18 protein-coding genes are annotated in these 20,234 nt (G+C 46.3%); 12 read left to right on the top strand and 6 right to left on the bottom strand.

Annotated elements, in window-relative coordinates; all coding sequences use genetic code 11:
- Positions 1–17 precede the first annotated feature (17 nt).
- From J6600_RS09775 to J6600_RS09740, 8 genes are all read left to right on the top strand, one after another.
- Positions 18–1,229: a macrolide family glycosyltransferase gene (locus J6600_RS09775; RefSeq protein WP_209387347.1), complete on the top strand. Its 1,212-nt coding sequence runs from the start codon at positions 18–20 to the stop codon at positions 1,227–1,229.
- Positions 1,230–1,549: 320 nt separating this feature from the next.
- Positions 1,550–2,788, top strand: coding sequence for a C40 family peptidase (locus J6600_RS09770; protein WP_209387346.1), 1,239 nt, complete (start codon positions 1,550–1,552; stop codon positions 2,786–2,788).
- 83 nt (positions 2,789–2,871) lie between these two features.
- Positions 2,872–3,462, top strand: coding sequence for a superoxide dismutase family protein (locus J6600_RS09765; protein WP_095060687.1), 591 nt, complete (start codon positions 2,872–2,874; stop codon positions 3,460–3,462).
- Between the two features lie 77 nt (positions 3,463–3,539).
- A complete protein-coding gene (locus J6600_RS09760; RefSeq protein WP_209387345.1) occupies positions 3,540–4,430 on the top strand; it encodes an AAA family ATPase in 891 nt (296 codons plus the stop codon).
- 10 nt (positions 4,431–4,440) lie between these two features.
- Entirely contained in the window at positions 4,441–6,357 is a 1,917-nt protein-coding gene (locus tag J6600_RS09755; RefSeq protein WP_209387344.1) for a nitric oxide reductase activation protein NorD, read from the top strand.
- Positions 6,358–6,584: 227 nt separating this feature from the next.
- Positions 6,585–9,419 (top strand): 2-oxoglutarate dehydrogenase E1 component, encoded by a 2,835-nt coding sequence (gene sucA, locus J6600_RS09750; protein ID WP_022553224.1) that lies wholly within the window; start codon positions 6,585–6,587, stop codon positions 9,417–9,419.
- A 15-nt stretch (positions 9,420–9,434) separates the two neighbouring features.
- A complete protein-coding gene (gene odhB / locus J6600_RS09745) occupies positions 9,435–10,682 on the top strand; it encodes a 2-oxoglutarate dehydrogenase complex dihydrolipoyllysine-residue succinyltransferase (RefSeq protein ID WP_014418119.1) in 1,248 nt (415 codons plus the stop codon).
- Positions 10,683–10,755: 73 nt separating this feature from the next.
- Complete coding sequence (locus tag J6600_RS09740; protein ID WP_209387343.1) at positions 10,756–11,502, top strand: MBL fold metallo-hydrolase; 747 nt, start codon at positions 10,756–10,758, stop codon at positions 11,500–11,502.
- A gap of 30 nt (positions 11,503–11,532) precedes the next feature.
- Here J6600_RS09740 and J6600_RS09735 read toward each other — a convergent pair whose 3' ends face one another.
- Entirely contained in the window at positions 11,533–12,504 is a 972-nt protein-coding gene (locus tag J6600_RS09735; RefSeq protein WP_095272744.1) for a bile acid:sodium symporter family transporter, read from the bottom strand.
- 203 nt (positions 12,505–12,707) lie between these two features.
- Here J6600_RS09735 and J6600_RS09730 point away from each other — a divergent pair, with 203 nt between their 5' ends.
- Positions 12,708–14,045 (top strand): sodium-dependent transporter, encoded by a 1,338-nt coding sequence (locus J6600_RS09730; RefSeq protein WP_061862282.1) that lies wholly within the window; start codon positions 12,708–12,710, stop codon positions 14,043–14,045.
- Positions 14,046–14,084: 39 nt separating this feature from the next.
- Here J6600_RS09730 and J6600_RS09725 read toward each other — a convergent pair whose 3' ends face one another.
- The 3 genes from J6600_RS09725 to J6600_RS09715 all read right to left on the bottom strand — a co-directional run bounded on the left by J6600_RS09725 (position 14,085) and on the right by J6600_RS09715 (position 18,393).
- Positions 14,085–14,930, bottom strand: a complete 846-nt coding sequence (locus tag J6600_RS09725; protein ID WP_007611962.1) for a superoxide dismutase — start codon at positions 14,928–14,930, stop codon at positions 14,085–14,087.
- A complete protein-coding gene (locus J6600_RS09720; RefSeq protein ID WP_209387342.1) occupies positions 14,927–16,810 on the bottom strand; it encodes a terpene cyclase/mutase family protein in 1,884 nt (627 codons plus the stop codon). The genes J6600_RS09725 and J6600_RS09720 overlap by 4 nt, the downstream gene beginning before the upstream one ends.
- Before the next feature lie 95 nt (positions 16,811–16,905).
- Entirely contained in the window at positions 16,906–18,393 is a 1,488-nt protein-coding gene (locus tag J6600_RS09715; protein ID WP_017417962.1) for an aldehyde dehydrogenase family protein, read from the bottom strand.
- 183 nt (positions 18,394–18,576) lie between these two features.
- Here J6600_RS09715 and J6600_RS09710 point away from each other — a divergent pair, with 183 nt between their 5' ends.
- The 3 genes from J6600_RS09710 to J6600_RS09700 all read left to right on the top strand — a co-directional run bounded on the left by J6600_RS09710 (position 18,577) and on the right by J6600_RS09700 (position 19,624).
- A complete protein-coding gene (locus J6600_RS09710; protein WP_022553228.1) occupies positions 18,577–18,780 on the top strand; it encodes a DUF6501 family protein in 204 nt (67 codons plus the stop codon).
- 65 nt (positions 18,781–18,845) lie between these two features.
- Positions 18,846–18,986: a DUF4025 domain-containing protein gene (locus tag J6600_RS09705; protein WP_209387341.1), complete on the top strand. Its 141-nt coding sequence runs from the start codon at positions 18,846–18,848 to the stop codon at positions 18,984–18,986.
- Positions 18,987–19,279: 293 nt separating this feature from the next.
- Complete coding sequence (locus tag J6600_RS09700; protein ID WP_003153783.1) at positions 19,280–19,624, top strand: PH domain-containing protein; 345 nt, start codon at positions 19,280–19,282, stop codon at positions 19,622–19,624.
- 44 nt (positions 19,625–19,668) lie between these two features.
- Here J6600_RS09700 and J6600_RS09695 read toward each other — a convergent pair whose 3' ends face one another.
- The gene (locus tag J6600_RS09695) at positions 19,669–19,902 is read right to left on the bottom strand and encodes a hypothetical protein (RefSeq protein ID WP_003153785.1); all 234 of its coding nucleotides are present in this window, start codon (positions 19,900–19,902) and stop codon (positions 19,669–19,671) included.
- Entirely contained in the window at positions 19,899–20,171 is a 273-nt protein-coding gene (locus J6600_RS09690) for a hypothetical protein (RefSeq protein ID WP_014418114.1), read from the bottom strand. The genes J6600_RS09695 and J6600_RS09690 overlap by 4 nt, the downstream gene beginning before the upstream one ends.
- Positions 20,172–20,234: the final 63 nt, after the last annotated feature.

Genomic DNA, 20,234 nt, shown 5'->3' with positions numbered 1-20,234 from the left:
GAATAGGGAGTGGAAAGATGGCAAATGTATTGATGATCGGCTTTCCGGGAGAAGGCCATATCAATCCGTCTTTAGGCGTCGTAAAAGAACTGAAGGCAAAAGGGGAACATGTCGTATATTACGGCGTAAAGGAATATGAGAACAAAATCGCGTCAAGCGGAGCGGAATTCCGTGAATATGAAGATTTCCGAAAAGATGAATTCGGAAAAAACGCAACGGGTGATGAACAGCGGGACGCTACCGAGTTTTTACTATTAATGATTGAGACTTCCAAAAAAGCCGCTCTCCGTATTCTTGAAGAAGTAAAGGATGAATCCTACGACTACATCCTGTATGATCATCATTTTCTGGCAGGAAGGCTCGTGAGAAACCAGCTGAAACTGCCGGCATATTCACTTTGTACGACATTTGCAATGAATGAAGCATTTATTAAAGAAGTGTTTTCAAATACAAACCTTGTATCAGAGGAATCATCTCATTATCCGGCTTATACCGAAGCGGTCAGCCGGCTCAATGAAGAATTCAGCGCAGACATTAAAACGCCGTATGATATTTTCTCAAATGACGGCAGAAAAACCATCGTGTTTACTTCAAGAGCGTTTCAGCCGAAAGAAGAAGAGTTTGGCGATTCTTATCTCTTTGTCGGTCCGTCCATAACCGAAAGGGCGGCGGCTCAAGATTTCCCGTTTGAACAGCTTGAAGGAGAAAAAGTCCTGTTTATTTCCATGGGCACGATTTTTAACAATCAGAAGGAATTGTTTAATAAATGCTTAAAAGCGGCCAGAAACTTTAACGGAAAAGCCGTCATGTCAATCGGCAAACATCTTGATCCGGCGGAGCTTGATGAAATTCCTGAGAATGTCATTGTAAAGCCTTATGTTCCGCAGCTTGAGATCCTGAAGAGAGCGGACTTATTTATCACTCACGGCGGAATGAACAGTACGAGCGAAGGGCTTTACTACAAAACCCCGATGATCGTCATTCCGATGGGCGCAGATCAGTTCGCCGTCGGAAGCCAAGTGGAAAACACGGGCGCGGGCAAGATGTTTAAAAAAGAAGATGTAACAGCGGAACTGCTCACTGAAGCAATAAAAGAATTGAGCGAAAATCCTGAATATCAGACAAAAGCTTCTGAAATCGGAGAATCCCTGAAAGCGGCCGGCGGAGCACAGCGTGCAGCGGAATTGATAGCAGAAGACGTGAAAACTGCCGAGACCCGGGTTCTGTAATCAGCCGTCACCCGCTTCCTTTAAAGGAAGCGGGCTTTTTTTGATTGTTTTTCGGGAGGATTTTTCACGCCGTAAAGAGAATTGTATGAAAAACAGACAAGAAAGGTGGAATGTCGCGGAAAAAAGCCATGTTATGAAAATGATTCTAAAGTCTTTTGTGAAATGTTCTCAATTTATGTAAAATGTGTGGCATTGGTGATGATCTAAGGCCAAATGAATCGGAAATGATGTCGACTTCTGAATGAATCCTGCATAACAGGCGGCGTCCAAAGAAAAGGAACGTCCCTTTCAGCAATGATAAATAGGAGGTTTTTCGTTATATGAAGAAAAAATTCGCAGCCGGTCTGGCTGTATCTGCAGTAATGACTTCAACCTTCGCCGTGCATCCCGCTGAAGCAAAAACCATTCAAGTAAAAAGCGGCGACTCTCTTTGGAAGCTTTCCCGGCAATATCATACAAGTATTTCAGCCCTGCAGGCGGAAAATAAACTGAAATCAACGATACTCCACCCAGGACAGCGGCTGCACATTCCTGACGGCAGCGGCACACATAAAACGGGTCAAAAAGGAAAAAGAAGCACGGGTGCTTACACAGTTACATACGGAGACTCATTATGGGTGATCGCAAAAAAATACAAAATGAGCGTTTCTGAGCTGAGAAGCCTGAACCGTTTGAGTTCAGATGTCATCTATCCCGGCCAGAAACTGAAAATTAAAGGGTCTGCCGGCGGCACGGACGGAGGCGGCAGACAGACAAAGCCTGATAAAGGCGCATCAGGGACTTACACTGTGAAGCCGGGTGACTCGCTGTGGAAAATCGCCAATCAAACCGGCGTCACCATCGCCGAACTGAAAAAGCTGAATCAATTAACATCAGACATGCTGTATCCGAATCAAGTGTTAAAGATCAAAGGTTCACATAACGGAAACAGCGGCACAACACCGCCATCTCATTCAAACCCTTCTGAGAAGCCATCCACTTACAAAGTAAAAGCAGGCGATTCCCTCTGGAAAATTGCTAATCGGTTCGGCATCACCGCTCAGCTCATCAGAGAAAAAAATAAATTGACAACTGATGTGCTTCAAATCGGACAAGTTCTGGTGATTAACGGAACGGGAAAAACAGAAGATCCTGTGCGGCAGCCGGATAACAAACCGGCAAAGCCAAACAAGCCGAATACTCCCGAACCTCCGGTGACAGGGTCAAAGATTGACAGAATGATAGGCGAGGCGAAAAAACATGTCGGCGTGCCTTACCGCTGGGGAGGCAATACGCCTGCGGGCTTCGATTGCAGCGGTTACATCTATTACCTTTTAAATAAGGTAAGCTCTGTTTCCCGTCTGAGCACGGCCGGATATTGGAATACGATGAAACATATCAGCCAGCCGTCAGCTGGCGACTTCGTCTTCTTTACGACATATAAAGCGGGCCCTTCTCATATGGGAATGTATTTGGGCGGAGGAGATTTTATTCACGCAAGCTCCTCCGGGGTTGAAGTTTCAAACTTAAGCAATCCGTATTGGAAAAAAGCGTATTTAGGAGCGCGCAGTTATTTTTAAAAAAAGCCTTTCGGGGCTTTTTTTTGTTTACCATTTTCACGTTTTGACAAGACTGATGGGTAAAAAAATAAGGGGGAGGAAGCATGAATCGTCTCTTGCTTTTTCTCATGCTCGCATCAATTACGCTTTGCGGCTGCGGGGGGAGACCCGCTCCTGTTCCGCCCAAAAAACATGAGGAAAGCCGCGCATTGGAAGCATCTGCATACCGTGAGCATGCCGGACTCATCAATCAAAACGGAAAAACGATCGGATATATCGAAGTGAGGGAATCTGATGATGAAGGATCAGACATTCATATATCAGCGGGGCATCTGCCGCCCGGCACTTCTCTCGGATTTCATATTTATGAAAAAGGGACATGTCAGGCACCTGATTTCGAATCAGCCGGCGGTCCGTTCAACCCTTTGAACAAAGAGCACGGCTTTAACAATCCGATGGGTCATCACGCCGGGGATCTCCCCAATCTTGAAGTGGGGGCTGACGGTAAAGTGGATGTCATTATGAACGCGCCGCAAACTTCATTAAAAGAAGGGAGCAGACTCAGCCTGCTCGACCGGGACGGAAGCGCGTTCGTCATCCATGAACATACGGACGATTATTTAACAAACCCGAGCGGAAATTCCGGAGCCAGAATCGCCTGCGCTCCCCTGACAAAAAGCGCCCGCAGGGAATGAGCCCTTTTGTATTGAGTATACAAGGGCTTTTTTAGTATACTCGGTTATGGAATACAAATGGAAAGGAAACATCACCTATGACTTCAGAATTACAGCACCTATCACTTCCGGAAGATATACAAAACAAACTGCAGGCTTATCAAAATCATCCCGTTTCCCAAGAATTCCGGGATTTAATCGGATCATCAGGCTATGAGGCCGAAGATAAAGCGATTGTATTCGATGCCGTCATCGCTTTGGCAATGGGAAAAAATATCTTATTAAAAGGACCGACGGGTTCAGGGAAAACAAAATTGGCGGAAACGCTTTCGAACTATTTTCATAAACCGATGCACAGCGTCAACTGCTCCGTAGACCTCGATGCAGAAGCGCTTGTCGGCTATAAAACGATTGAAAATGAACAGGGACAGGCGACAATTGAATTCGTTCCCGGACCTGTAACAACCGCAATGAACGAGGGACATTTTTTATACATTGACGAAATCAATATGGCAAAGCCTGAAACCCTTCCGATTCTAAACGGCGTGCTTGATTACAGAAAAATGATGACAAATCCCTTTACAGGAGAAGTGATTAAGGCAAGCGAAGGATTCGGTGTTATCGCCGCGATTAATGAAGGCTACGTCGGCACCGTTCCGCTGAACGAAGCCCTTAAAAACCGTTTTGTCATCATTGATGTTCCGTATATTAAAGGAAGCCTCCTGAAACAGGTGCTGACCTCTCAGTCTGTCTTAAAAGATGAGAAATTAATTGAACGCTTTATGACGCTGTCTTCTGATTTAATCGCACAAGCGCATAACGGACAAGTGTCAGAAGAAGCGGCGTCCATCAGGGCTCTCATTGATACGTGCGACTTGGCTGCGTACATCCCGCCGAAACGGGCGATTGAAAGAGGCATCGTAGAAAAACTTGACGACGACAGGGAAAAAGCCGCTGTCAGAAATATTGCAGAAACGCTGTTCGAATGAGGGATATACAATGAAGTTTATCAAATTTAACGACAGCACGATTGATTCGTTTTTGTTCATGATGCTGACTGACCTGGCCAAAACACTGACCAGAAGCAGTGAAGTTGAAGTGGAATACGGCGTGCAGTCTTACTACAATCCCTTTGAAAAGAAAATTTACATGAGCCACTTTTGGAAAGACCGATCAGCCGGGGATATGGAAGCCGGCCTGAAAAGCGATGTCTATTTGCGCGCTGTCGGAACACGCAGCAGCTCATTTCGGGAATTTGCGGGGTTTTTAAATGACGTTCACCGGCACTTCACCCGCCAAAGCTTTGCCAAGCAGCTGTTTATGCTGCTTGAGGATATCAGAATTGAAGAGCTGATCAAAAAAGAACGGCCGGGAACGAAACGTGTTTTTCAGAAGCGGAGGGAGATGTACAGGAAATATTTCACGACGCAGCTGACATTGAATTTAGAACGGAGCATTTTCACCGACGCTTTGTATTGCGCGATGTTTGTCAAGCTGACGGCTGAGTCTCCGCTTGAAGACATTCCTTCCATGCATGAAAATATTGATATGATGATACCGTATATTGAACGTCAGCTCATCCGGGTGTATGAGGCGGATTCTACGGAACAAATCGCAAGAATAACGGAAGACCTCATGGAAGGCCTTGATGAAGTGCTTGAGAAAGATATGCTGAACACGTACTTTTTTCTGCCGGAACTTGATTACGAAAAAGCGGCTGAAGAGCCTTTATTCGAAAGCGTAAAAAAAGCGCCTTCGTTAAGTGACGATCTCACGCTCCCTGAGTCTTCCGACGGAGATGAAGAAATCCTTGAAGAGAAAATGAATACGTGGCACCGGGAAACCGAAGCGCCGTCAAAAAGTTTCCTTCAATTTGATATTGAGCACGGCGCGAAATCAGATCTTGGGAAAGACGCGGCCAGAGAAGGCGATGACGGTGACCAGGCGCTCGGCTCCGTTCAAGGTTCCGCACGTCAGACGAAAAGAGAGGATTACTCCAAACTGGAAGCGCTTGAATCCATTCAGGATGAACATAAGGGCGCGGGGCTGGCTGACGGAAAAGAAAACAAATTTGCCTTCCCGGTTTATCAAACGCCTCATAAAGCGTCTCCTGAAGAGGAGCAGTCTTATAAAGAACAGGCAAAAACGATAGAATCATATCAAAAACGCCTGAAGCAGATGATACAAAAAACACTTGAGCACAAAAAAACGCTCCCGCGGACCGACCTTCACGCAGGCCGGCTGAATCGCAAACTGATCCGCTATTTTACGGAGCGGAACCCGCGCCTTTTCTATAAAAAGCAGGACCCGTCTTCAGACATTGACGCCGTTTTTACATTGCTTGTCGATTGTTCGGCCAGCATGTTCGACAAAATGGATGAAACAAAAAGAGGGATCGTTCTTTTTCATGAAGCCTTGAAAGCAGTGTCTGTACCGCACCAGATCGTCGGATTTTGGGAGGATACGAACGAAGCGACCGAAACGAGCCAGCCGAATTTCTTCAATACCGTCATTCCGTTTGAAGAGTCGCTGCTGCAGGCGGCGGGTCCGCTGATCATGCAGCTTGCGCCTGAAGAAGATAACAGAGACGGGTACGCCATCAGACAAATGACGAAACAGCTGATGCGGCGGAGTGAGGCGCAAAAATTTTTAATCGTGTTTTCAGACGGAGAGCCGGCAGCATTCGGATACGAACAAAACGGCATCGTCGATACGAGCGAGGCTGTCATCGAAGCGAGAAAAAAAGGGATAGAAGTCATAAATGTTTTTCTGTCCAATACTGCGATAGAAGAATCACAGATGAAAACCATTCAGGATATGTACGGAAAGTACAGTATTTTTGTTCCGGATGTCGATCAGCTGCCCGATGTGCTGTATCCGCTCTTGAAAAAACTGCTTCATAAAAGCATAGGATAGGCTTTTTCCTATGCTTTTTCGCTTTTTATTTTAAAATGATTTAATTTTTTCGGTATTGATCTGTTTTTTTTACTATTTTGTGAACAATCAAGGTAGAATCCAAACGCAATCAGTGGTAAAATATCCTTGGAAGCGTTTTTATTACATAATTTTGGGCACAGCGTTCAAAAGTTATTTCAAGATAGTGAATTGATCACTTGATTATCTAGGTTGGGGGTAATATTCAAATGTTTCAAAATAATATGAAACAAAGAATGAATTGGGAAGATTTTTACGGACCGAACCTCGGCTACGCACTGGAGCTGTACGACCAATATGCTGAAGATCCAGACAGCATTGATCCGGATCTGAAAGACATGTTTGACGAACTCGGCGCTCCGCCAAGCCAAATAAAAGAGGCATCGGGAACAAAGGAACAGGGACGCGTCACCGCAGATCTGATTCAAAAGATCGCAGCAGCAGTTAAACTTGCAGAAGATATTCGAACCTATGGCCATCTGAACGCTTCCGTCAATCCGCTCAGAAAGGATCCGAAAAAGAGCGAGCTCTTTCCGTTATCCGAGTACGGGCTTACAGAAGAAGAAATGAAAGCAATACCCGCGTCTGTCATCTGTAAAGACGCACCTGCCAATATAACAAACGGCTTAGAAGCCATCCAGCATTTACGCAATACCTATAAAAGAACCATCTCCTTCGAGTTTGACCATGTGCATGATTTCGAAGAGCGCGCATGGATTACAAAAATGGTCGAATCCGGAGAACTGTTCCGGAAAAATTCACCGGAAAAACTGTCAGCCGTTTTAGAAAGACTGACGGAAGTAGAAGGATTTGAACAATTTTTACACCGGACATTCGTCGGTCAGAAGCGTTTCTCAATTGAGGGATTAGACGCGCTTGTGCCGGTTCTTGACGACATTATCGCTCAGTCTGTGAAAGCGGGCACAACCAATGTCAATATCGGGATGGCGCACAGAGGCCGTTTAAATGTGCTTGCGCATGTGCTCGGCAAACCGTATGAGATTATTTTCTCAGAATTCCAGCACGCGCCGAATAAAGACCTTGTGCCGTCTGAAGGATCGACCGGCATCAGCTACGGCTGGACGGGCGATGTAAAATATCACCTCGGTGCAGACAGACAGCTTCAGGATGCTGAAACCAAAAGCGCGCGGATTACGCTTGCAAATAACCCGAGCCACTTGGAATTCATCAATCCGATTGTGGAAGGAAGCACGCGGGCGGCACAGGAAACAAGAACGCAAAAGGGGTACCCGGTTCAAGACGAAACAAAATCGCTCGCCATTTTAATTCACGGTGACGCAGCGTTTCCGGGAGAAGGCATTGTCGCCGAGACGCTGAACTTAAGCTCTCTGAAAGGCTATCAGGTCGGCGGGGCCATTCATATCATCGCCAATAATATGATCGGCTTTACAACAGAAAGCGATGAATCACGGTCCACGAAATATGCCAGTGATTTGGCGAAGGGCTACGAAATCCCGATCGTTCACGTCAACGCGGATGATCCGGAAGCATGCCTGTCAGCCGTTAAATTTGCGGTTGAATACCGGAAGCGGTTCAATAAAGATTTCTTAATCGATTTAATCGGGTACAGACGGTACGGCCACAATGAAATGGATGAGCCGTCAACGACACAGCCGATGCTGTATGACGCCGTCAGAAAACACCCGACTGTCAAGCGGATCTTTGCGGAAAAACTCGTAAGTGAAGGACTGATCAGCGAGGAAAAAGCGCAAAACATCGAAACGGCAGTGACAAAACGTATTGAAGACGCCTATAAAAAGGTGCCCGCCAAAAAAGAAGACGCCGTACGGGAAATTGAATTGCCGGAACCGGTGTCCAACGGTTTTCCAGACGTTGACACAGCCATTGATTTTGATGTTCTCCGCAAGCTGAACGGCGAACTTATCAACTGGCCGGAATCTTTTAACGTGTTCGGCAAGCTGAAAAGAATCCTGGAAAGACGTGCAAAAGCGTTTGATGATGACCGTAAAGTTGAATGGTCATTGGCTGAATCGCTTGCGTTTGCTTCCATTTTGAAAGACGGCACGCCGATCCGGCTGACCGGACAGGATTCAGAGCGCGGAACGTTCGCTCAAAGAAACCTTGTGCTGCATGACAGCGAAACAGGAGAAGAATTTGTTGCCCTCCATCACTTAGACGACTGCGCTGCTTCATTTACGGTGCATAACAGCCCGCTCTCTGAAGGATCGGTTCTCGGCTTTGAATATGGATACAACGTGTATTCGCCTGAAACGCTTGTGATGTGGGAGGCGCAGTACGGGGACTTTGCCAATGCGGCTCAAGTCTATTTTGATCAATTCATATCTGCAGGACGGGCAAAATGGGGACAAAAATCAGGCCTGGTCATGCTGCTGCCTCACGGTTACGAAGGGCAGGGCCCTGAACACTCCAGCGGCCGCGTCGAGCGGTTCCTGCAGCTGGCGGCGGAAAACAACTGGACGGTGGCCAACCTGACAAGTGCGGCTCAGTATTTCCACATTTTAAGAAGACAAGCGAAAATGCTGCTTCGTGAGGAAATCCGCCCGCTTGTGATCATGACGCCAAAGAGCCTGCTGCGTAACCCGAATACGGTATCTGAAGTGCAGGAACTGAGCGAAAGCCGATTCAAGCCTGTCTATGAGCAGTCCGGACTTTCCCATGCTTACGAAAAAGTGACTCGCGTCGTATTATCAAGCGGAAAAGTGTCAATTGATATCAGCGATCACTTCAACAAAATGGAAGGCGATAAGGATTGGCTTCATATTGCCAGAATCGAACAGCTGTATCCGTTCCCGGCAAAAGATACGAAGGAGCTTTTCGCCAAACTGCCGAACCTGCAAGAGATCGTTTGGGTTCAGGAAGAGCCGCAGAACATGGGGGCATGGAGTTATATCAGCCCGTATCTGACGGAAATCGCGCCAAAAGGAGTAAATGTCCAATACATCGGCCGAAGAAGACGATCCAGTCCCGCAGAAGGAGATCCGACAGTCCACAAAAAAGAACAGGAACGCATTGTATCTGATAGCTTGACTCGCAAAAACTAAGGGGGAAATGAAAAAATGGCGGAAATTAAGGTACCTGAATTAGCAGAATCAATCTCAGAAGGAACGATAGCCCAATGGTTAAAGCAGCCCGGTGATTATGTAGAACAGGGTGAGTACTTGCTTGAACTGGAGACGGACAAAGTAAATGTTGAATTGACAGCAGAAGAATCGGGTGTTCTAAAAGAGGTATTGAAAGATTCGGGTGATACCGTCCAAGTAGGAGAAATTATCGGTACCATTACAGAAGGCGCTGGCGAAAGTTCTGCACCCGCCCCTTCAGAAAGTGCTCCAGCTAATGAACAAACGAAAGAGGAAGCAAAAGCTGAACCTGCTGCACAAGAAGTCAGCCAGGAAGCACAATCAGAAGCGAAATCCAGAACGATAGCGTCTCCGGCTGCACGCAAGCTGGCAAGGGAAAAAGGAATTGATCTATCACAAATTCCGACGGGGGACCCGCTCGGCCGCGTGCGCAAACAAGATGTGGAAGCTTATGAAAAACCGGCTTCAAAACCTGCGGCACAGCCGAAACAGCAGGCTCAAAAAACACAGCAAAGCTTTGACAAACCTGTCGAAGTGCAAAAAATGTCCCGCCGCAGACAGACAATCGCGAAACGATTGGTTGAAGTGCAGCAGACTTCTGCGATGCTGACTACATTTAACGAAGTTGACATGACGGCCGTTATGAATCTAAGAAAACGCCGTAAAGACCAATTCCTTGAGCAAAACGATGTAAAACTCGGTTTCATGTCGTTCTTTACAAAAGCCGTCGTGGCTGCATTGAAAAAATTCCCGCTCCTTAACGCTGAAATTCAAGGCGATGAGCTGATCGTGAAAAAATTCTATGACATCGGTATCGCTGTCGCGGCTGAAGAAGGGCTTGTCGTCCCAGTCGTGCGTGACGCTGACCGCCTGACGTTTGCCGGCATTGAAAGAGAGATCGGCGAACTTGCGAAAAAAGCGCGAAACAATAAATTAACATTAGGTGAGCTGCAAGGAGGCTCCTTCACGATCACAAACGGAGGTACATTCGGATCGCTTATGTCAACACCAATCCTAAACAGCCCTCAGGTTGGGATCTTAGGTATGCACAAAATTCAGCTGCGCCCAGTAGCGATTGATGCGGAGCGCTCTGAAAACCGTCCGATGATGTACATCGCTTTATCATACGACCACAGAATCGTAGATGGTAAAGAAGCGGTCGGATTCCTTGTCACCATTAAAAACCTGCTTGAAGATCCGGAACAGCTGTTGCTGGAAGGATAATTTGAGACAGACAAAAAGTACACTGCCCTTACAAGCAGTGTACTTTTTTTATTGAGAGAAGGGGAGAATGTATATGAAAAGCTGTTATCCGCTTGAGATCGAATTTGAATATAATGAAGAATTGCATTCTATCACTCCGGTTCTTCTGCAAGACGAACATGACACGATATTAATAGACTGCGGATATCCCGGTTTTACAAACCATCTTCAACATGCTGCTGTCCGGCATGGTATGTCGCTTCATTCATTGACAAAAATCATTGTAACGCATCACGACATAGACCATATCGGCTCACTCGCTGCATTATACCGTTTGCATCCGGATGTCAGCGTGACAGCACATGAGCGTGAAGCGCCGTATATTGACGGCTCTAAAAAATCTTTACGGCTTGAGCAGGCTGAATCAACGTTTTGTTCATTGCCAGAGGATGCAAAGCCTTATGCAAAACAGTTCATCCGCTCGCTTCAATCAGTCGAATCGGCTCCAGTTCACCGGACAGTTACTGACGGCGAGCTGCTGCCTTGGTGCGGAGGCATTCGCGTTGTAGCCACGCCGGGTCATACACCCGGCCATATCAGTCTTTATCTGCCTGCCGAAAAAACTATGGTTACAGGTGATGCGGTCGTCATTGAAGACGGAAAGCTGAACCTTGCTAATCCTAGCTATACGTTACATATGGATGATGCGGTCCGTTCTGTGCGGCGGCTGCTCGATTACGATATCCGCCAATTGATTTGTTATCATGGAGGTCTATTTCAGGGGGATGTGAAAAAAGCGCTTTTGCGTCTGTTTCGTGATCTGCAGAATAAAAAAGGATAGGAGCGGCCAGCCTATCCTATCCTTGTTCAGTTATGAAAACGGAATCTTTGCCGTTTCTTCTTCTTCGGTGCTGTTTTTCTCTTTTTTCTTAGACCAGTAGGTGGCAAGAACAGACCCCGACAGATTGTGCCATATGCTGAAAATTGCGCTCGGCACGGCTGACAAAGGGGAGAAATGCGCTGTCGCAAGCGCTGCACCCAGTCCGGAGTTTTGCATTCCGACTTCGATCGCAATCGCTTTTTGTGAAGCATAATCCATTTTGAACAGCTTTGCAGTCAGGAATCCTAACAAATATCCGATTCCGTTATGTAAGATGACCACAGACACAATCAGCAGTCCTGATTGAAGCAGATGCTCACGATTTACGCTGACGACAGAGGATACAATCGCTACGATGCCGATTACCGACACGAGAGGAAGCGCGTGCACGGCTTGTCCGACCTGTTTTTTGAAGAACAGCTTCACAATCACCCCGAGGACGATCGGCAAAAGCACGGCTTGCATAATGGAAACAAACAGTGAACCGAAAGAAACGGGGAGCCACTCTTTCGCAAACAGCATAATAAGTGCCGGCGTTACAATAGGAGCAAGCAATGTTGAGATCGTGGTGACCGCAACAGAAAGCGCCGTATTGCCTTTCGCCAAAAACGTCATGACGTTTGATGCCGTACCGCCCGGACAGCATCCGACCAGAATGACGCCCGCGGCGATTTCTGCGGGGAGGCGGAGCCCGATTGATAAACAGAAAGCCGTAAGCGGCATAATCGTAAACTGGGCAGCGACTCCGATCACGACATGCCAAGGCTTTCTGATTAATTCTTTAAAATCGTCTGCTTGAAGAGTAAGCCCCATCCCAAACATAATAATACCAAGGAAAATCGTCATATAAGAACTGATCCAAGAAAACAAATCAGGGCAGGCGAATCCTAAACCGGCAAAGACGATAACCCACAAGCCAAAGGTTTGGCCCGCAAACCCGCTTATTTTTTTCAGCCATTCCATAAACACAGCTCCTTTTACATTCAATCAATCAGTCAGAAAATATGACTGACTTTTCTGTATTCCATTATAAATAATTTTCTGAATAATTCAATATTTAATATAAGTTTTCAATAAAATTATTATGTAAACTAACATCTTCTTGACTATTCAGACATATATTCTTACAATTGATTTTTATACTGAAATGAATTGGGAGTGCTGAAGTGAAAGAAGCTAATCAATGGTCATCTAAGCTGGGATTTATTTTAGCTACGGCCGGCTCTGCAATCGGGCTCGGCGCAATATGGAAGTTCCCTTACGTAGCGGGAACCAGCGGAGGCGGCGCTTTTCTGCTTGTTTTTATTTTATTTACTGTTTTAATCGGACTGCCGCTTTTGCTTGCTGAATTTATTATCGGCAGAAAAACACAAAAAAACGCCGTTGAATCCTATAAGGCGCTCGCGCCGGGGAAAAAGTGGCACTGGATCGGATATCTCGGAATCATTACGTGTTTTATTCTATTATCCTTCTACAGCGTAGTGGGGGGATGGATATTAATCTACATTATAAAAGGCTTTACAGGCGGTTTATCGCTTTCTTCGGGGTTTGATACGTTATTTATCGATACCATTTCAAATCCTTATGCAGCGGTTTTCGGTCAGCTGCTGTTTATCGTGCTGACGATTTTAGTTGTGGCAAAAGGGGTGAGCAGCGGCATCGAAAAGGTAAGCCAGGTGCTGATGCCGGCTCTGTTTATTCTGTTTATTCTTTTAATGATCCGCTCCGTTACGCTGCATGATGCAGCGAAGGGATTAAAATTCTTCTTCATGCCTGATTTTGGCGCGATGGATGCCAATACCATTTTATATGCGATGGGACAATCATTTTTCTCGTTAAGCGTCGGAGTGTCCGTAATGGTTACATACAGCGCATATTTAGAAAAAGAAGAAAATATTGTTCAATCCGCCGTATCGGTGACGGTATTAAATGTCCTTGTTGCTGTGATGGCGGGAGTGGCGATTTTTCCGGCGGTGTTTGCATTCGGCCTCAAGCCGGATCAAGGCCCGCAGCTTTTATTTAACGTGCTGCCGACTGTCTTTAACCAAATGCCGTTGGGCATCGTGTTTTTACTCGCCTTTTTGCTGCTGTTTTTATTTGCGACGCTGACATCGGCTTTTTCAATGCTTGAAATTTTAGTTGCTGTTTTGTCAAAAGGCGATTCGGCAAAACGGAAGCGGTATGCATGGATCGGGGGACTTGCTATATTTATTGTCGGGGTCCCTTCGGCGCTGTCGTACGGAATTTTGAGTGATGTTTCTCTTTTTCACCGCAGTATTTTTGACGCTGCGGATTTTCTGGTCAGCAATGTCTTAATGCCGCTGGGCGCGCTTTTAATTGCCGTTTTCGTACCGCTGAAAATTCCGAAACAGATGTTGTTTGACGAACTGAAAAGCGGTTCCGGTATAAAACGAAAATGGTTTGCAGTCTGGCTCCTATTAATCCGTTATGTGGCTCCTGTAGCCATTATTATCGTTTTTCTGCACGTGCTTGGTATTTTTTAAACCAAAAGAAGCACGCCCCCGTTCAAGACGGGGGCTTTTTTAATAAAGCGGCCATATCACGCGGTGCGCTTGCTCGAACCGTTTCTCCGCCTCCCGCCAATCAACGACATTCCACCATTGATCCACGTAAGCCGCGCGGTCGTTTTTATATTGTAAATAATAAGCGTGTTCCCACACATCCAGCGGAAGCAAAGGAATGACGTCCCACTGGCTGTAGAGCTGATGCTTCTCAGCGGCCAAAATCTCCAGCCGCCCGGCGCGCGGCGCCCAGACTAGGATAGCCCAGCCGACTCCTTCGACTTTTTTCGCCGCTTGAGAAAATTGCTCTTTAAAAGCGGAATAGCTTCCGAATGACACATCAATCATTTGAAAGAGTGCACCCGTCGGCCGTCTTTTTCCGTTTGGATTCATCGAAAACCAGAAAATACTGTGCAAATAATGGCCCGCGCCGTGAAACGCCAATTGCCGCTCCCAATGTGCCACTAAGTCGTACTGTTTCGTCTGTCTCGCTTTTTTGAGCTCCAGTTCTGCTTTATTCAGACCGTCAACATAGCTCTGATGGTGTTTGGTATGGTGGAGTTTCATAATCTCTCTTGAAATATACGGTTCCAGTGCGGAATAACTGTATGGCAGTTTAGGGAGGACATGCTTGCCGATCGGCACATAGGCTCTGCGCTCATCCGGCTCTTCGGGTTCAGTAATGTCCCGGTAAAGTGCTGATGCCTGTTCGTACCATTCCGCCTCCGTTAATCCATCATCCTGAAGGGTGTGAAAAATCCGGTCGATTTGTGCCGCGAAGCGATCGAACCGACCTTGCTGAATGACTTGTTCCTTCAAGGTTTCACACCAATTCAGCATCTCGGTTTGATAAGCGTGCCGTTTCATTTTTCTTCCTCCTTTTCACTCATTTTCATAAAAGTGCTGAGCGCAAGCAAAGAAAACACATACGGGTAGCTGTGATATCTGATGTAAAACTGTTTCGGCAGGCCGATTCCAGTCGGATAGCTGAAAGCGGCTCCTTCGTAATGCCGGTTTTCAATAAGAAAAGATATGCCTTTTGTGACGGCTTGATGATGAGGTTTTTCGTATTGCAGCAAAGCTTCGGCCGCCCAAGCCGTCTGTATAAGCGTCCCGTAAGAAAGCGGAACATAGGTTTTCTCTTCTGCACTTTTACAGGATTCCCCCCAGCTTCCGTCCTCGTTTTGAATGGACTTCAGCCAGCGGATCGCTTTTTTCACGGCCGGGTGGTTTTGGCTCACGCCGCAAGCCTTCATCCCTGTCAGCGCCGCCCATGTGCCGTAAATATAGCAGACACCCCATCTGCCGTACCACGATCCGTCCTCTTCTTGATGGCGGATCAGCCATTGGACGGCTTTTTCAATCTGAGGGTGATCAGAAGAAAGCCCCGCTTCTCCTAAACAGTGCAGCACCCGTCCGGTTAAGTCGCTTGTTGAAGGATCGATGGCAGCTTCTTCAGCCGATTCCAGCGGCAGCAGGCGGACCAGCGGATGATTGACATTTTTCTCAAAAGCAGAGAAGCCGCCGTCACTGTTTTGCATGGACAAAAGCCAGCTCAGTCCGCGTTCCCATGAGGCGGGATAACGTTTTCGCGGAATGGCTTTGAGCACTGCGGCTGTGTCATCACAATCAGGATTATTTGTATTGATGTTTGAAAAACCCCATCCTCCCGGTTCAGCATGCGGGTTGTGAACGGCCCAATCAGCGACTTTCGTCTGCTGCCGTTCACGCAGAAACCGGGCGGCGCTGGTTATCATTTGATCGTTATCTGGGATGCCGCTTTTCATAAGCGCATAGTTGAGAAGCGCCGTATCCCAAACGGTCGACGTTGAATTTTCCAGGTACGGTATATTGCCGCAAGACGTGAGCAAAGCTTTCGTGCCGGCAAGCGCTTTTCTGATAACGGGGGAGTGGCGCGATACACCGAGAGCGAGCAGGCCGTACACCATAAAAATAGTGGCGCTCGCATAGCTGTATAATGTGCCGTCTTCTTCAATCCGGTCAAGCATATACGTTTTGGCCGTACGCAGACCGAGCTGGTGAAAAGCGGCAGGAATCTGCAAAACCCGCTTCCAGTGCGCGAAAAGAGAAGAGAGGTCTCTGTTCTCATCCTGATCGGAACGAAGCCATGTAAACGGATTTTTAGTCATATGCCGATCTAAATGCGCGAGAGACGGAACGTTGGGATTTTTCAGCGAAAATCTTTTGTTAAGTGTCACGGCCATCGGTACAAAATGAATACGGGCATATGTACTGAACTGGTAAAAATGCAGCGGGAAGGATGGGGGAATGACTAAGAAAGATAATGGCAGATGCAGCGCGGGCCATGGATAAAGGCCGTTTGCCGCAAGCATCCACTTTGTCATGAAGTGTACGTTGCGCAAGCCGCCATTTGAGATGATAAAGCGTTCGGCCTGAATCATATGCGCCTCAGAACGGCTATATAAACCGGAAGCCAGCAAGCCGGCATAGCCCTGTACAGTGGCGGTCACATTTCCTTTCCGGTCATCAGGATAGTTGGCAAAAGTTCCGTCCGGGCGCTGTTTAGCGCGAATGCCTTCTGCAAGCTCAGCGATCAGTTCTTTATCATTGTCTCCAAGAGAAGTGAGGAGGAGGATCAGAAAGGCGTTTGTCAAAATCGGTCCTTCAAAACAAAATGACCATGAGCCGTCCGCATTTTGCGTTTCTCTTAATAGGGAGATGGTTTTCTTTTGGCGGCTTCTGACGTTTTCATGAATTGTGCTCACACTCGCTCAACTCCTTCAGAAGCATATATATTCATATGTAAAAGGCGGCATGACAAAAGAAAGAAACTGCTGACAGGCAGCAGTTTCTTGTTTGATTAATCTTCCAGATTGATCCAGACGCTTTTCACTTCTGTATAATTATCCAGAGCGTAAGAGCCCATTTCCCGCCCGAGGCCGGATTGCTTATAGCCGCCGAAAGGAGATGCCGCATCGAAAACATTGTAGCAGTTGACCCAAACGGTGCCGGCTTGGAGACGGTCAGCAATGTAATGGGCGTTTTTCACATTCTCAGTCCAAAGTCCGGCTGCAAGGCCGTATTCCGAGCGGTTCGCCCGCTCAATCACTTCGTCTACCGTATCATACGGAATGGCGGCTAAAACCGGGCCGAAAATTTCTTCTTTTGCGATGGTCATGCTGTCATCCACATCCGCAAATACAGTCGGGGAGACAAAATACCCTTCTTCAAACGGGCAGCTGCCGCCCGCGACAGCTTTGGCTCCTTCCGCTTTTCCTTTTTCAATATATGAAAGCACGCGCTCATGCTGTTCCTGACTGACGAGCGGGCCGATTTGTGTATCCTGGTGAAGGCCGGCGCCTTGCTGAAGCGATTTCGCATATGAAACCATTTCGCTGACGACCTCATCATATTTGTCTTTGTGAATGAAGACACGGGAGCCTGCGCAGCATACCTGCCCCTGATTAAACATGACCCCGTTTAAAGCGCCGGGAATGGCTTTCTTCAAATTGGCGTCAGGCAAAATGATGTTAGGTGACTTTCCGCCAAGCTCCAGTGTCACGCGTTTAATTTTTTTTGCGGCTTTTTCCATGATTTTTTTGCCGATTTCTGTAGAACCGGTAAAAGCGAGTTTATCGACATCGTCATGGTTGGTCAGCGCTTCCCCGGCCGTTTCGCCGAACCCTGGGACAATATTGATGACGCCGTCAGGGAAGCCCGCCTGATCTATTAATTCCGCTAAATAGAGGGCAGTCAGCGGTGTCTGTTCCGCCGGTTTCAAAACGATTGTGCAGCCTGTGGCAAGGGCGGCGCCCATTTTCCACATCGCCATAAGGAGCGGGAAGTTCCAAGGGATGATCTGCCCCACGACGCCGACAGGCTCATGGCGGGTGTAATTAAAATATGAGCCGGCGACCGGAATTGTTTGTCCGGTTATCTTTGTAGACCACCCGGCATAATAACGCATATGCTCAATTGCGAGCGGGATATCCCCATTCGTCGTTTCATTAATCGGTTTTCCATTATCAAGTGTTTCAAGCTGCGCGAGTTCCGTTTTGTGCTCTTCCATTAAATCGGCAAGCTTATACATCAGCCTGCTTCTGGAAGCGGCCGGCATAGTGCGCCATTCGCCGTGATCAAAGGCTTTGCGTGCCGCTTTCACTGCACTGTCAATGTCTTCTGACTGTGCCTCGTAAAGCGTCATCAGCGTTTCCCCGGTTGCCGGATTCGGTGTGACAAATGTTGATCCTGAAGCGCTCGGAACAAATTTTCCGTCAATATAAAGCTTCTTCGTGCCCTGTAAAAATGTTTCCAGCCTTTTTGTGATCTGCATCGTTAAAGAACTCATTCGTAACAAACCTCCCGAAATTTTTTTATGGTCTGTTTTGAGCATCTTGATGTCCGCGCAAAGTAAGCGCATACAGTCATTCTATAATAACACCTCCGGTAAAATCAATCGATAACCGTTATTGCAATTCACAAGAAAAAACGGCTACAATAAGCTTATCGATTAAGAAAAGGAGTTTTATAAATGATTCATAATAATTGGCAGATAAAAGAAAGCGTCAAAAAGGTCAAATGCGTACATACAGATGCGAAAAAATACATTGTCAAAAATGTGCTGACGCCGGGTAAAGAGTATGAAGTCAAAAATGAAACAGAAGAATTCATTTTTGTTGTAGACAATACAAACAAAGTCGGAGGCTTCTACAAAGAGTATTTTGAAGAAGTTTAAAGCTGAATGAATTTATTTTGCCTGAGCCATACTAAAAAAGACTACATATAAAAGGTGGCTGCAAAATGAAAAAAATAGAGCAAGACAAACAAAATAAAACATCAGATCAGCTTCAGCAAGTGCAACCTGAAGAAGGCACCGACACGACGATGGAACAAATTTCAGATACCTATAAAGAAGGAACGATTGAAGATACGGATCGTTGATGTTTTGTTGAAACCGCGGCATTGGAGAAGCCGCGGTTTTTTATGGCGAAAATAAAAAACTGACTTTTCGAAAAAAATATCGTTTTCTTGAAACCTTTTCTTCCGCTGAACCGTATTACTTCATAACAGCGGCACCTTTCGCGAAGGGCTTTTTTGATGAACGTTCTAAAAATGTAATCTGTTCGTAATGGTTTAAATGCCGTCTATGTCGTATTCTTATATAGGGATAAAGAACTTATTTTTTTATGATTGTAATAAAACAATAGTATAGAAGCAGAAAGTGGGGTTCTTCATTGGGAATTTTTTCTGTCAGCAGATCAACCGACACAAAAAAGCTGGAGGCTTTGCTCGTTGAGGGAGAACGGATCGAAACGATTTATAAACTGCGGGTTGACCAAATATGCTTTACGAATAAACGAGTGATTTTCTTTGATAATAAAATGTTCTCCAAAAAGAAAGTGCGCGTATTTCTTCCATATAAAACAATTGAAAGCTTCGCCATTCAAGAAGCGGGGATGTTTGATCCCGATACCGGGCTTGTATTAATGACAAGGGGAAAAACTTTCGAATTGGAATTTGCAAAAGAAACGGACTTGACTGAGGTTCAAGCCATCTTAACAAAATACTTATGCAGTTAAATATCACATAAAAGCCATCCGAATGCATGCGGATGGCCTTTTTATTATATAATGCTTGTTTTTCCGGAGTTCGAATCAATGAGATCCGGATCAGCAATAGAACTGATGGGGATATAAATCGGCGCCAAATCACCATTTTCTTCACCGAATCCGTAGTTGATCTTATTGGATAAAAAATAATCGATTTGCTGATACGGGCCGATCGTAATGGAAGAACCGCGGTCGACTGCATTTACTTTAAAGCCTCCTACATTTACCAAAACCGGCGAAAACATCATAATGGGCCTCCTTTTCCGGCAGGGATTTTATCGCATGCAGACTCAAAGGCAGATGGAGAATCAATTTGATCCCGGTCATCCACTTTGCCGTTCGTGCCGATGAAGCCGCTTGCATCTCCGAAGTTCTGTCCGTATCCCTGATTCTTTTTATCAGAATTCTGCCATTCCGCCAGTAAATTTTGTCCGACATTCACCGCTGAAGCATTTTCAAAGGAATTAATTTTCAACATGAAAATATTAATATTGATATATGGAGTTGGTTGAACCACAGGCAAACCTCCTTTAATACAGGTGTATGCCGGCTGTTATGACCGTATGCTTAGACAGGGGGC

Origin of the sequence: Bacillus sp. LJBV19 (assembly GCF_017797845.1) — a bacterium.
Lineage (GTDB): Bacteria > Bacillota > Bacilli > Bacillales > Bacillaceae > Bacillus > Bacillus velezensis.
This window is presented reverse-complemented; position numbering and strand designations above follow the sequence as displayed.